General features: G+C 72.6%; 11 protein-coding genes and 1 pseudogene. 6 read left to right on the forward strand and 6 right to left on the reverse strand.

What is annotated here, in order from left to right; genetic code table 11:
• The first annotated feature begins 34 nt into the window (after window positions 1–34).
• The 5 genes from rlmN to ACWDVB_RS07945 all read left to right on the forward strand — a co-directional run bounded on the left by rlmN (window position 35) and on the right by ACWDVB_RS07945 (window position 6,020).
• On the forward strand, window positions 35–1,141 hold the full coding sequence (gene rlmN, locus ACWDVB_RS07925; RefSeq protein ID WP_451515811.1) for a 23S rRNA (adenine(2503)-C(2))-methyltransferase RlmN: 1,107 nt from the start codon (window positions 35–37) through the stop codon (window positions 1,139–1,141).
• Window positions 1,142–1,362: 221 nt separating this feature from the next.
• Window positions 1,363–2,448 carry a thiamine ABC transporter substrate-binding protein gene (locus ACWDVB_RS07930; RefSeq protein WP_451515812.1) on the forward strand — a complete coding sequence of 362 codons (1,086 nt, stop codon included), beginning with the start codon at window positions 1,363–1,365 and terminating at the stop codon, window positions 2,446–2,448.
• Window positions 2,424–4,112: an ABC transporter permease gene (locus ACWDVB_RS07935; RefSeq protein WP_451515813.1), complete on the forward strand. Its 1,689-nt coding sequence runs from the start codon at window positions 2,424–2,426 to the stop codon at window positions 4,110–4,112. Before ACWDVB_RS07930 ends, ACWDVB_RS07935 begins: the two co-directional genes overlap by 25 nt.
• Window positions 4,112–5,161 carry an ABC transporter ATP-binding protein gene (locus tag ACWDVB_RS07940; protein ID WP_451515814.1) on the forward strand — a complete coding sequence of 350 codons (1,050 nt, stop codon included), beginning with the start codon at window positions 4,112–4,114 and terminating at the stop codon, window positions 5,159–5,161. The genes ACWDVB_RS07935 and ACWDVB_RS07940 overlap by 1 nt, the downstream gene beginning before the upstream one ends.
• Window positions 5,162–5,228: 67 nt before the next feature.
• Window positions 5,229–6,020: a maleylpyruvate isomerase family mycothiol-dependent enzyme gene (locus ACWDVB_RS07945; protein WP_451515815.1), complete on the forward strand. Its 792-nt coding sequence runs from the start codon at window positions 5,229–5,231 to the stop codon at window positions 6,018–6,020.
• 5 nt (window positions 6,021–6,025) lie between these two features.
• Here the strand turns inward: ACWDVB_RS07945 and ACWDVB_RS07950 are convergent, their stop codons facing one another.
• Both ACWDVB_RS07950 and ACWDVB_RS07955 read right to left on the reverse strand, forming a co-directional pair.
• A complete protein-coding gene (locus ACWDVB_RS07950) occupies window positions 6,026–6,712 on the reverse strand; it encodes a response regulator (RefSeq protein ID WP_451515816.1) in 687 nt (228 codons plus the stop codon).
• Window positions 6,713–6,798: 86 nt separating this feature from the next.
• Complete coding sequence (locus ACWDVB_RS07955; protein WP_451515817.1) at window positions 6,799–8,046, reverse strand: sensor histidine kinase; 1,248 nt, start codon at window positions 8,044–8,046, stop codon at window positions 6,799–6,801.
• A gap of 142 nt (window positions 8,047–8,188) precedes the next feature.
• On the opposite strand from ACWDVB_RS07955, the gene ACWDVB_RS07960 reads away from it, so the two are divergent.
• Complete coding sequence (locus ACWDVB_RS07960; RefSeq protein WP_451515818.1) at window positions 8,189–9,316, forward strand: glycosyltransferase family 4 protein; 1,128 nt, start codon at window positions 8,189–8,191, stop codon at window positions 9,314–9,316.
• Here the strand turns inward: ACWDVB_RS07960 and ACWDVB_RS07965 are convergent.
• The 4 genes and pseudogenes from ACWDVB_RS07965 to ACWDVB_RS07980 form a co-directional block, all read right to left on the reverse strand.
• Window positions 9,283–10,479 (reverse strand): LOG family protein, encoded by a 1,197-nt coding sequence (locus ACWDVB_RS07965; RefSeq protein ID WP_451515819.1) that lies wholly within the window; start codon window positions 10,477–10,479, stop codon window positions 9,283–9,285. The genes ACWDVB_RS07960 and ACWDVB_RS07965 overlap by 34 nt on opposite strands.
• Before the next feature lie 38 nt (window positions 10,480–10,517).
• Entirely contained in the window at window positions 10,518–10,922 is a 405-nt protein-coding gene (locus ACWDVB_RS07970) for a VOC family protein (RefSeq protein ID WP_451515820.1), read from the reverse strand.
• A 141-nt stretch (window positions 10,923–11,063) separates the two neighbouring features.
• Complete coding sequence (locus ACWDVB_RS07975; protein WP_451515821.1) at window positions 11,064–12,245, reverse strand: hypothetical protein; 1,182 nt, start codon at window positions 12,243–12,245, stop codon at window positions 11,064–11,066.
• Between the two features lie 461 nt (window positions 12,246–12,706).
• A pseudogene (locus ACWDVB_RS07980) lies at window positions 12,707–13,411 on the reverse strand (ABC transporter ATP-binding protein); the annotation flags it as partial.
• Between the last annotated feature and the right edge of the window lie 162 nt (window positions 13,412–13,573).

The following is a 13,573-nucleotide window of genomic DNA, read 5'->3' on the forward strand; positions in this document are numbered from 1 at the left end:
CCCCTTGTCGTATGTCTGCGACACTGGATGGACCATGCCTGTACCCGGAGAACTCACCTTCGTCGCGCCCCGCGGAGCCAAGAAGCCCCCGCGGCACCTCGCCGACCTCACGCCCGCCGAGCGCAAGGAAGCCGTCGCCGCCATCGGCGAGAAGCCGTTCCGTGCCAAGCAGCTCTCGCAGCACTACTTCGCGCGCTACGCCCACGACCCGGCCGAGTGGACCGACATCCCCGCCGGTGCGCGCGACAAGCTGCGGGAAGCGCTGCTGCCCGACCTGATGTCCGTGGTGCGGCACATCAGCTGTGACGACGACACCACGCGCAAGACGCTGTGGCGCCTCTTCGACGGGACGCTCGTCGAGTCGGTGCTCATGCGCTACCCCGACCGGGTCACCATGTGCATCAGCTCCCAGGCGGGCTGCGGTATGAACTGCCCGTTCTGCGCCACCGGGCAGGCCGGCCTCGACCGGAACCTGTCGACGGGCGAGATCGTGCACCAGATCGTCGACGGCATGCGCGCGCTGCGGGACGGCGAGATCCCCGGCGGGCCCGCGCGGCTCTCCAACATCGTCTTCATGGGCATGGGCGAGCCGCTGGCCAACTACAACCGCGTGACCGGCGCCATCCGCCGCCTCACCGACCCGGAGCCGGACGGCCTCGGCCTCTCGCAGCGCGGGATCACCGTGTCGACGGTGGGCCTCGTGCCCGCCATCCACCGGTTCTCCGACGAGGGCTTCAAGTGCCGCCTCGCGATCTCGCTGCACGCGCCGGACGACGACCTGCGCGACACCCTCGTACCGGTCAACACGAGGTGGAAGGTGCGGGAGGTGCTCGACGCGGGCTGGGAGTACGCCGCCAAGTCGGGGCGCCGCCTCTCCATCGAGTACGCGCTGATCCGCGACATCAACGACCAGGCGTGGCGCGGTGACCGCCTGGGCCGGCTGCTCAAGAGCAAGCCGGTGCACGTCAATCTCATTCCGCTGAACCCGACGCCGGGCTCCAAGTGGACGGCCTCGCGGCCCGAGGACGAGAAGGCGTTCGTGGAGGCCATCGCCGCCCATGGTGTGCCGGTGACGGTTCGGGACACCCGGGGCCAGGAGATCGACGGGGCGTGCGGTCAGCTCGCCGCGGCCGAGAGGTAGTCTGGCGGGCGTACACACATCTGCATATTCCGACAGGGGAGCGCCACAGCGCTGAGAGTGCGGCACCTTGGACAGGTGGGCCGCAGACCCTCTGAACCTCGCCCAGGTCATTCTGGGTAGGAAGTTCGGGCACGACTCAAGCTGTTGCGCCCTGCCTGCGGGCCTCTCCGGTCGGCGGGCAGGGCCGCGTCTCTTCCTGGTCTCCCAGGAGGAATTTTTCAGTGAGGACTACCAAGAAGGTCACGTTCACCGCCATCGCGGTGGGCGTCGGGCTCGTCGCGGTCTCGGCGTGCGGCGGCTCCGACAGTGATGCCACCGAGGCCGGCTCCAAGAGCGTCACGCTCGTCAGCCACGACTCCTTCAACGTCTCCAAGGACGTACTGAAGGAGTTCGAGAAGCGGTCCGGCTACAAGGTCCGCGTCCTCAAGGACGGTGACGCGGGCGCCGCCGTGAACAAGGCGATCCTCTCCAAGGACAACCCGCAGGGCGATGTCTTCTTCGGCGTCGACAACACACTGCTCTCGCGCGCGCTCGACAACGGCCTCTTCCAGTCGTACGAGGCCAAGGGCTCGCAGAAGACCAAGCCGGAGTTCCGGGTCGACCAGGGCAAGCACCGGGTGACGCCCGTCGACAGCGGTGACATCTGCGTCAACTACGACAAGAAGTACTTCGCCGACAAGAAGCTGGCGCCGCCGAAGACCTTCGAGGACCTCGCCGAGCCCGCCTACAAGAACCTGCTCGTGACGGAGAACGCCGCGACGTCCTCGCCCGGGCTCGGCTTCCTGCTCGGCACCGCCGCGAAGTACGGCGACAAGGGCTGGCAGAGCTACTGGAACAAGCTGAAGGCCAACGGCGTCAAGGTCGTCGACGGCTGGGAGCAGGCCTACAACGAGGAGTTCTCCGGGTCCGCCGGCGGCAAGAAGGCCAAGGGTGACCGGCCGCTCGTCGTCTCCTACGCCTCCTCCCCGCCCGTCGAGGTGCTCTACGCGAAGCCGCAGCCCAAGGAGGCGCCGACCGGCGTCGCGACCGGCACGTGCTTCCGGCAGGTCGAGTACGCGGGTCTGCTCAGCAACGCCAAGAACACCAAGGGCGGCAAGGCGCTCCTTGACTTCCTCGCGGGCAAGGAGTTCCAGGAGGACATGCCGCTGAACATGTTCGTGAACCCGGTGCGCGAGGACGCCGAGCTGCCCGAGCTGTTCACGGAGCACGGCGTGACGGTCGACAAGCCGGAGACCATGGACCCGAAGAAGATCGCCGACAACCGTGAGCCGTGGATCAAGTCGTGGACCTCGCTCGTACTGAAGTGAAGGCGGGGCCCCGCAGGGGCCTGAACCGCGGGAGCGCGGCGCGGCTCGGTCTGATGGCCGTGCCCGTCGCCTTCCTCGCGGTCTTCTTCGCCTACCCGGTCACGGCGATCGTCGCGCGCGGACTGCACATCGACGGAGTGTGGCGGTTCGGGCGGATCGCGGACGTGCTCGGGCAGTCCGACATCCGGCACGTGCTGTGGTTCACCACCTGGCAGGCGCTCGCGTCGACCGCGCTCACGCTGCTGATCGCGCTCCCCGGCGCGTATGTCTTCGCGCGCTTCGACTTCCCCGGCAAGCAGGTGCTGCGGGCCGTCGTCACCGTGCCGTTCGTGCTGCCCACGGTCGTCGTCGGCACGGCCTTCCTCGCACTGCTCGGCCGCGGCGGGCTCCTCGACGAGCTGTGGGGCGTGCGCCTGGACACCACCGTGTGGGCGATCCTGCTCGCGCACGTCTTCTTCAACTACGCCGTCGTCGTCCGCACGGTCGGCGGGCTCTGGTCGCAGCTCGACCCGCGGCAGGAGGAGGCCGCGCGGGTGCTCGGCGCCTCGCGCTGGACGGCCTGGCGGACGGTGACGCTGCCCGCCCTCGGACCGGCCGTGGCCGCGGCCGCGCTCATGGTCTTCCTCTTCACCTTCACCTCCTTCGGCATCGTGCAGATCCTCGGCGGACCCGCGTACTCCACGCTCGAAGTCGAGATCTACCGGCAGACCGCGCAGCTGCTCGACCTGCCGACCGCCGCCGTACTGACGATCGTGCAGTTCGCGGCGGTGGGGCTGATCCTCGCCGTCCACGCGTGGACGGTGCGGCGGCGTGAGAGCGCGCTGAAGCTGGTCGACGCCTCGGCCGTCGCGCGGCGCCCGCGCGGGGCGGGGCAGTGGTCGCTGCTCGGCCTGGTCATGGCCACCGTCACGGTGCTGATCCTGCTGCCGCTCGGGGTGCTGGTCCAGCGCTCCTTCGACGGTCCCGACGGCTTCGGCTTCGCCTATTACAAGGAGCTGACCTCGGCGGACGGCGGCGCCTTCCTCGTGCCGCCGATCGAGGCGATCTGGAACTCGCTCCAGTACGCGGTCGTGGCCACCGCCATCGCGGTCGTCGTCGGAGGTCTTGCGGCCGCCGCCCTCACCCGCCGTGCCGGTCGGCTCGTACGGGGCTTCGACGCGCTGCTCATGCTCCCGCTCGGGGTGTCGGCGGTGACCGTCGGCTTCGGGTTCCTGATCACGCTGGACGAGCCGCCGCTCGATCTGCGGGCCACCTGGATCCTGGTCCCGCTCGCCCAGGCCCTGGTGGGCGTTCCCTTCGTCGTACGCACCATGCTGCCCGTCCTGCGCGCGGTCGACGGACGGCTCCGCGAGGCGGCGGCCGTGCTCGGGGCCTCCCCGCTGCGGGCCTGGCGGGAGGTGGACCTGCCGATGGTGCGGCGGGCGCTGCTGATCGCCGCCGGGTTCGCCTTCGCCGTGTCGCTCGGCGAGTTCGGAGCGACCGTGTTCATCGCGCGGCCCGACAACCCGACGCTGCCGGTGGCCGTGGCGCGGCTGCTCGGGCGGGCCGGGGACATCAACTACGGGCAGGCGATGGCCCTTTCGACGATTCTCATGGTGGTGTGCGCGGTGTCCCTGCTGCTCCTGGAACGCATCCGGACCGACCGCACCTCGGGGGAGTTCTGATGACGACCGCCTTGCTGAGTCTGCGTGACGCGACGGTGCGGTTCGGGGCGCGGGCCGCGCTCGACGCCGTGGACCTGGAGGTCGCCGAGCACGAGATCGTCTGTGTGCTCGGGCCGAGCGGCAGCGGCAAGTCGACGCTGCTGCGGGTGGTGGCCGGGCTCCAGTCGCTCGACGCGGGGCGGATCGAGCTCGGCGGCCGCGACCAGCGCGGGGTGCCCGCGCACAAGCGGGGCGTCGGCCTGATGTTCCAGGACCACCAGCTCTTCCCGCAGCGCGACGTGGCGGGCAACGTCGCCTTCGGGCTGCGCATGCGCGGTGCGTCGCGGGCCGAACAGGCCGACCGCGTCGCGGAGTTGCTGGAGCTCGTCGGGCTGCCGAAGGCGCAGCGGCGCGCGGTGGCCTCGCTCTCCGGCGGCGAGCAGCAGCGGGTGGCGCTCGCGCGTGCGCTGGCTCCGCGGCCGCGGCTGCTGATGCTGGACGAGCCGCTCGGGCAGCTCGACCGCTCGCTGCGGGAGCGGCTCGTCGTCGAACTGCGGGAGCTCTTCGACGAGTTGGGTACGACCGTCCTCGCCGTCACGCACGACCAGGGCGAGGCCTTCGCGCTCGCGGACCGGGTCGTCGTCATGCGGGAGGGGCGGATCGCCCAGTCGGGCACGCCTCTTGAGGTGTGGCAGCGCCCGGCGGACGAGTTCGTCGCGCGGTTCCTCGGCTTCGACAACGTCGTCGACGCGACGGTCACCGGCGGGACGGCCGACACGCCGTGGGGCAGGATCCCCGTACCGGCGGGCGCCCCCGTCGGCCGGCACAAGATCCTGGTGCGCCCCGCCGGGGTGCGGCTCCTCCCCGCCGACCAGGGGCTGGCGTGCGAGGTGACGGCCCGCACCTTCCGCGGCACCCATGTCGCCCTGCACCTCCAGCCGAAGGAGGGGCCGCGCCTGGAGGCGGCGTGCGCGCTGCGTCAGGCGCCGGAGGTGGGGGAGGCCGTCGGGGCCGGCTTCGACGCGGGGGACGTGGTCATCCTCGGAGGCACAGGCGAGGCGGCGCCGTGAGTCATGGGCGTGGCCCGTGCCGGAAACGCAGATGCCACCGACCCGTAAATCACTCTAGTGTTCGACCATGACGACACTGAGCCACGACCGCTACTGCGCCGAAGTCTCCACGCAGATCGACCTCCTGAGAGCCACGCTGAACGGAGCGGACCTCTCCGTCACCGTGCCGACCTGCCCCGACTGGACGCTGTCGCAGCTCGCCCGGCACATGGGCGGGGCGGTGCGCTGGAGCGAGCGCCTGGTCGCGACGCGCGCCGAGCGGAACATCCCGGACGAGGAGGTCCCGGACGCCGGGGGACCCGAGGGCGACGACCCGGCCGCCCTCGACGACTGGCTGGCCCGGACCGCGGCGCTCGGCGAGGGGACGTTCCGCGCCGCGGGGGCCGACGCCAAGGTGTGGTCGTGGGCCGGCGACCACACCGCCGGGTTCTGGGCGCGGCGCATGACCCACGAGCTGGCGATCCACCGCGCGGACGCGGCCATCGCCACCGGTGTCGCCTACGAGGTCGCGCCGGACGTCGCCGCCGACGCGATCGACGAATGGCTGGACCTCGTACGGTTCACGCAGGTCAGCGACCCCGAAGACAGCGCGTCCGAGCTCAAGGGCGCCGGGCGCTCCATCCATCTGCACGCGACCGACGCCCCGCCCGGGCTGAACGCCGAGTGGCTCATCGAGTTCGGCGAGGACGGCTTCACCTGGCGGCGCGGGCACGCCAAGGCGACGGTCGCGCTGCGCGGCCCGCTGACCGAGGTGCTGCTCGCCTTCTACCGGCGGCGTCCGCTGGACGGCGGGAGCGTCGAGGTGCTGGGCGAGCGGGAGCTGCTCGACTTCTGGCTGGAGCGGGCCACGTTCGGGTGACGGCCTCAGGCCTGGACCGAGCCCCCGTGAGCTGAAGCGGCTCTCACCAGACCCAGTTCGTACGCGAGGATCACCGCCTGCGCCCGGTCGCGCAGCCCCATCTTCGTGAAGAGGCGGTTGATGTGCGTCTTCACGGTGTGGTCGCTGATGGTGAGCCGGTGGGCGATCTCCGCGTTCGACAGGCCCTGCGCGATGAGGACGAGCACCTCGGCCTCGCGGGCCGTCAGCCCGTCGACGCCGCCCGCCGGAGCCGGGGGCGCGGCGGCCCGCTGGCGCGTGAACTCCGCGACGAGGCGCTTGGTGATCTCGGGTGACAGCAGCGCGTTGCCGGCCGCCACGACCCGCACGGCGTGCAGGAGTTCGGGGAACGTGGCGTCCTTGAGCAGGAACCCGGAGGCTCCGGCGGCCAGCGCCTCGTACACGTACTCGTCGAGTCCGAACGTCGTCAACATCAGCGCCTTCGTCGCGCCGCCGGACGCGGCGAGGATGTCGCGGGCCGCGTCGATGCCGTTCTTGTGCGGCATACGGATGTCGAGGAGGACCAGGTCGGGGCGGTGCTCGGCGGCCAGGCGGACGGCCTGGACGCCGTCCTCGGCCTCGGCGACCACCTGGATGTCGTCCTGGGTGTTCAGGAGGTTCACGAATCCGGTGCGGACGACGGCCTGGTCGTCGGCCACGAGGGTTCTGATCACGCTGCGTCCGCCCCTTTCCAGGGTGTCAAAAGCCGTTGTCACCAAAGGGGTCACCGAAGGGGTCACCAAAGGGGACGGCAAAGGAGTCACCAAGGGAGTTCCGCCTCCACGCAGAAGCCGCCGTCCCGGCCCGCGCCCGCGGTGAGGCTGCCGCCGACCAGGGCGGCGCGCTCGCGCATGCCGGTCAGACCGTGACCGCTCGCGCCGCCCCCGCCGGAGGCGGCAGGCGGCGGGCCGGGGCCGTCGTCGGCGACGCGCAGCGTCAGACGGTCGTGGCGGTAGCCCAGTTCGACGATCGCGCGGGCGCCGGGGGCGTGCTTGCGCGCGTTCGTCAGGGACTCCTGGACGATGCGGTACGCCGACAGCTCCCACACCGCGGCCAGCGGCACCCGTTCCCCGCTGATCCGCAGCTCCGCCCTGCCGCCCACCGCGCGGTGCTGGTCGAGGAGCCCGTCGAGGTGGGCGAGGGTGGGCTGCGGGGTGGTCGCGGCGGCCTCGGCGTGCTGCGGGGTGCGCAGGACGCCGAGGAGGCGGCGCAGTTCGGCCATGGAGGCGCGGGCGGTCCCCGCGATCTGCTGGAAGCCGTCGCGGGCCTGCGGGGTCAGGCCCGGTGTCGTGTACGTCGCGCTCTCCGCCTGCACCGCGATCATCGACACCGAGTGCGAGACGATGTCGTGCAGCTCGCGGGCGATCGCCGCGCGCTCGGCCTCGGCCGCCTGTCTGCGCTCCATGGCGATCAACTGGTCGTGAGCCAGGGCCCGTTCGCGCCGCGTCTCCTCGCGGGCCCGCACCGCGTCGCCCATGCTGACGGCGCCGAGAATCACCGCACACAGGCCGAACCCCTCGGCGAACAGGCCGAGGGAGCCCGCGTTGCCGAGCGCGGGCACGTCGGGCAGGCGGTCGTCGCGGGCCCAGCTCAGGATGTGCCAGAGGTTCGCGGCGACGGCGCCGAGCGCGCCGCCCGCCACGAGCAGCGCCGGGTGCAGCACGCGATGCCGGCCGAGGACGTAGCAGCCCACGAGACCGCTGATCATCACGGCGATGGACAGCGACGTGTCGGCGCCGAAGCTCAGCAGCCCGGCGGCGACGGTCACCAGGGCGACCGGCGGGAAGACGCGGCGCCACATCAGGGAGGCCGTGGAGACGAGGATCGCGGTCGTGTTGGTGACGGAGCCGGGGAACCCCACGAGTTCGGCGGCCGCGCCCACGGTCAGGGCCGCGCCCGTGAGCCAGGGGTAGGCGGGGGAGGCCGTCAGGGCGCGCAGGCGTCCGTGGAGGCGTCTGTGCAGGGGTCTGCGCAGGCGGCCCGGCGGCCCCGGGATGGTCGTGCTCATGCCGCTGATTCTTCCGGTCCGGACGGGGCGGACGCGTCGGCGCCCAGGTGGAGACCGGAGCCGGATGTCATGCCACGGGTTGACCCGCGGGTCCGGAGCCTCGTGCGACGCGCCCGGCACCGCGCGTTCCTAGCGTCGGAGCATGCCTCGCACCCTTGTCGTCACCAATGACTTCCCGCCCCGCCAGGGCGGCATCGAGACCTTCGTGGACGCCCTCGTCCGCCGCTTCCCGCCCGGCTCGGCCGTCGTGTACACCTCGGCGGAGCCGGGCGACGTGACGTACGACCGGACCTTCCCCCACCTCGTCGTACGCGACCGGGCCCGCACCCTGCTGCCGACGCGCCGCACGGGCGAGCGGGCGGTCGCCCTCGCCCGGCGGTACGGCTGCGACAGCGTCTGGTTCGGGGCCGCGGCACCGCTCGGGCTGCTCGCCGGGCGGCTGCGGCGGGAGGCGGCGGTGCGCAGGGTCGTCGCCACGACGCACGGCCACGAGGTGTGGTGGGCCCGCACCCCGGGCGCGCGGGCGCTGCTGCGCAGGATCGGGGCGGGCGCCGACTGCGTCACGTGTCTCGGGCCGAGCACCCGGGAGCCCGTCCGCCGGGCCATGGACCCCGGGGTGCGGCTCGCGCGCCTGGTGCCCGGCGTCGACGCCGAGGCGTTCACGCCGGGCCTGGACGGCCGCCCGGTGCGCGAGCGGTACGGGCTCGCCGACGGCAGACCGGTCGTCCTGTGCGCCGCGCGCCTCGTCCCGCGCAAGGGCCAGGACACCCTGATCGAGGCCTGGCCGATGGTGCGCAGGGCGGTCACCGACGCCACGCTGCTCCTGGTCGGCGCCGGGCCGTACGAGGCGCGCCTGCGTCAACTCGCCGAGGATCGGGGCGTCCTGGACGGCGTCGTCTTCGCGGGCGGCCATCCGCACCCCGAGATGCCCCTCTTCTACGCCGCCGCCGACGCCTTCGCCATGCCGTGCCGCACGCGCAGGGGCGGCCTGGAGGTGGAGGGGCTCGGCATCGTCTTCCTGGAGGCGGCCGCGGCCGGGCTGCCGGTCGTGGTGGGCGACTCCGGGGGCGCGCCGGACGCCGTACGGGACGGCGAGAGCGGCTATGTCGTCGACGGCCGTTCGCCCGCGGCCGTCGCCGACCGCCTCGTACGACTGCTGCGCGACCGCGAGCAGGCCCGCTCCATGGGGGAGAAGGGGCGGGCGTGGGTGCGTCAGGAGTGGGACTGGGGGCGGTCCTACGAGGTGCTGGCGGGGCTGTTGGAGCCGTGACGTACGCCCGACAGGACGGAGTCGAGCGCGGCCGGGGCGTCCTCCACCCGGTCCACCAGCGCGATCCGCGACTCCATGGACCTGTCGCGGGCCAGCGACCGGAGCAGGGGCCAGACCGGGAGGTGTTCCGTCCAGTGGGCGCGGTCGACCAGGACCATGGGGGTGGGCTCGCCGCGCGACTCGTAGTAGTTGGGGGTGGCGTTGTCGAAGACCTCCTGGACCGTGCCCGCGGCTCCCGGCAGGAAGACGACGCCCGCGTTCGAGCGGGCCAGCAGGCCGTCCTCGCGGGTGGCGTTGGCGAAGTACTTGGCCAGGTGCGAGGCGAAGGCGTTCGGCGGCTCGTGGCCGTAGAACCAGGTGGGGATGCCGACCGACGCGCCACCGTCGGGCCAGCGCTCGCGGACCGCGAAGGCCGCCCGCGCCCACTCGGTGACGGACGGCGTGAACGACGGGGCCTTCGCCAGGAGTTCGAGGGCCTCGTCCAGCATGCCGTCGGCGCGGACGGCGGCGTACGCGCCGAGGTTCGCCGCCTCCATCGCGCCCGGCCCGCCGCCCGTCGCGACGGTGAACCCGGCGCGGGCCAGCGAGCGGCCGAGCCGCGCCGCTCCCGCGTACGCCTCCGTGCCGCGCGCCATCGCGTGGCCGCCCATGACGCCCACCACCCGTGCCCCGGCGAGCAGCTCGTCCAGGGCGTCGGAGATGGAGTCGTCGTGTATGGCCCGCAGCATCGACGAGAAGACGTCGCCGTCGGCCTTGGTCCGCTGGAACCAGTCGTACGCGTGGGCGTCGGGCGTCGCGTCGTACCCGCCGTCGGCGAGGCCCGCGAACAGGTCGTCGGGGGTGTAGAGCAGCCCCCGGTAGGGGTTGAACGGCAGCCCCGGCACGGGCGGGAAGACCAGTGCCCCCGAGGCCCGCACCTTCGCCGCCGCGTCCTCGCGCATCGGGCAGCCGAGGAAGACGGCGCCCGCGACATGGGCGGTCAGGAGCGCGGAGGTGCGCTCGGTCAGGTCGACGGCCTGGACGCGGCATCCGGCGAGCGCGTCGCGTCCCAAGGCCTCGTCGAACTCGGCGAGGGATTCGATCTCACGGGCCTCGCCGGTCGGTCGCGGGGCGGATGCGGATGCGGTTTCGGGCCTGGGTCCGGGCTCGGGAGTCGGCTGCATCCGCCCATGCTAAGCAGCACCGCTGGGGGCGGGTTCACTCAGCCCTGGACCTCCGAGGGGTCCATCCACATGAACTCCCAGGTGTGGCCGTCCAGGTCGTCGAAGGCGCGGCCGTACATCGTGCCGTAGTCCTGGACCTTGCCCGCCGTGCCGCCGGCGGCGATCGCCTTGTCGACGATCTCGTCGACCTTCTCGCGGCTCTCGGCGCTCAGACACAGCAGCGTCTCGCTGGTCTTGGTGGAGTCCGCGATCTCCTTCTCCGTGAAGTCCGCGTAGCGCTGCTTGCCCAGCATCATCGCGATGATGGTGTCGCTGATGACAACGCAGGCGCAGTCGTCCGTGGTGAACTGCGGGTTGATGGTGTAGCCGAGCTCCGTGAAGAACTTCTTCGTGGCGTCGACGTCGTTCACGGCGAGGTTCACGAAGATCATCTGCTGGTACATGAGCGTGTCTCCCAAGGGGTGCGTGCGTGCGGTACGCGCCTGCCGTACGTGTCTGCTGTGTACGGAAGGTTGGACGCGTACCCGGCGCCGAACTCATCGGTCGTCGCCCAATTTTTCGCACGAATTTTCCGCACGAATTCTTCAACGCCCCAGCGGCAGTGCCGCCAGTTCCGCGACGGCCCAGGTCAGCGGGGTGAAGACGGCGGTCAGCGCGGCCGCCCGCAGTACCACCGAGCCGCGCAGCCGGGTCACGGGCGCCCCGAGCCGCAGCAGCGCCGCGGTCATGTCCGCGCGGGACTGTCTGGCCTCGACGGCCGCCGTGGCCAGGGTCAGCACGGCGCAGCCCGCGACGAGCAGCACGCCGAGGGCGGTGAGCGGGCCGACGCCGGGGCGCGGGCCCGCGTACAGGACTACGCAGGCGTACGTGCCCGACACCACCGCGCACAGCACGCCGAGCGGCCGCCCGATGCGCCGGGCCTCCGCCTGTAGGACGCGCCCGGCGAGCAGCCGTACCGCGCCGGGCCGCGCGGCCTGGAGGAACCGGCCGCAGAGATGGGTGAGGCCGGGACCGGCGAGCGTGAGACCGAGCGCGGTCAGCGCCCATCCGGCGAGGACGCCCGCGGGGTTGTCGGTGGCGCCGCCTCCCGGGATGCGGAAGCCGGCCCGCATTCCCTGGCCGACACCGCTGGCGTACGTCTCCACGGCGAGGCCCGCCGCGATCAGCGCGAAGCCCCAGGGCAGGCCGCTGGGCGGGGCGGCCGGGGCGTCGTCCGGCTTGTCGGCACCGTCCTCGGCGCCGGTCGCCGCCCCGGCCTTGGCGGACCGCGGCCGCAGCGCGACGGCACTGGCGACCGAGGCGGCGAGCGGGACCACGGTGAGCAGCGTCAGCGCGGCGGCGAGCGGCAAGGGCCGGTGGGCGGCGAGCACTTCGGCGGCGGCTCCGTCGAAGGGCACGCCCGGCAGGTCGCCGCGCAGATGCAGGAAGAAGAGCAGCGCCAGCAGGGAGCCGAGGGTGCAGGCCACGGCCGTGGAGATCGCGGCGAGCACCATCAGACGGCCGGGGCCGAGACCCACCGCGGAGAGCCCGGCGCGCGGCCGGGTCCCCGGGTCGGTGCGGGCCACGGCGACGGCGAAGTACACGGTCGCGGTGATCGGCACGACACACCAGGCCAGGCGCAGCACGGACGCGGCTCCCGGCTGCCGCATCGCGTACGCGAGGGTGCACAGCAGCAGGAATCCCGTACCGGCGGACGCGGCGGCGACGAGCAGCCGCCGCACCTGGACGAGCGGATGGGCCCCGCGGGCTAGACGGAGAGCGAGCACGCGGCCCGACCTTCCGCGTCGGAGGCGGCCGTTGAGGAGTCCGAAGTATCTGAGGCTTCTGAAGTATCTGAGGCTTCTGAGAGCTCCGAGACCTCTGAGGTGTCGGTGTCGGTGTCGGTGTCGGTACTGGTGTCGCCGGGGGCGGAGGCCTCCGAGACCTCAGGGGCCTCAGTGGCCCCAGAAGCGCCGACCGCCACAGCCGCCGACGGCCGAGCTTCCGAGACCTGTGTCGCCGATGTATGAGCCTCTGGAGCCCGCGCTTCCGCCCCCCGGGCCGCCGAAGCACGCGCCGCCAAGGCCCGCGCCGCCAGGGCCCGTCTGGCCTTGGACGCCTTCGCGACCCGCGAAGCGCCGCCCGTCTCGGCCGTACCGCCCGCCGTCTTGGCCCCGGCATCCGCCTCAGGCGCCCCGCCAGCCTCAGGCGTCCCGCCCGTCTCCGTCGTCCCGTCCGTCTCCTGAGCAGCCTCATCCGCCCCCGGCAGATGCACCGTATGCACCCGCCGCCCGTCGAGCAGCGAGACCGTGCGGTCGGCGAGGGTGGTGAGTTCCGTGTCATGGGTGGCCAGGACCACCGTGATGCCGTGGGAGCGGGCCGCGGTCGTCAGCGTCCGTAGGACGTGCGCGCGGTCGGCGCGGTGCAGGGGCGCTGTCGGCTCGTCGGCGAAGATCACGGCCGGTGTGGTGACCAGCGCGCGGGCGACGGCGACGCGCTGGCGCTCCGCCTGGAGGAGCGCGTGCGGGCGCTTGCTCGCGCAGGCGCCGACGTCGAGGCGCTCCAGCCACTCCTGGGCGACGGGCTTGGCGACGCGGTGCGAGGTGCCGCGCAGCATCAGCGGCAGGGCGACGTTCTCCCAGACGGTCAGCTCGGGCACGAGATGCGGCTCGGGGTCGATCCACCCGAAGCGGTCGCGGCGCAGGCGTTCACGCGCCAGAAGGCGCATGGTGTGGACGGGGGTGCTGTCGAACCACACCTCGCCCTGCTGGGGAAGCAACTGGCCGGACAGACACCGCAGAAGAGTCGTTTTGCCGCTGGCGCGTGGGCCGCTGACGGCGAGGATCTCGCCCTCGCGGACACCGAGCGAGACGCCGGTGAGGGCGGGGGAGCCGTTGTGTGTGACATGCAGTGCGCGTGCCCACAGCATGTCGTTGTCAGGCGGGGCCACCATGGCGTACACCTCGGTTCGGATCAGTTTGCCCTCCCCCGTACGGGGGAACGAAGGCGGGGCCGATCGGTCACTTGGCACGCTAAGGATTCGGGTGGACTTGCCTGGAAAGGACGCGGCCCGGAGGCGCCCGTTCTCACTCGAACGGACGCCTCCGGGCCGGTG

It is taken from the genome of Streptomyces sp. NPDC003379 (genome assembly GCF_053589195.1).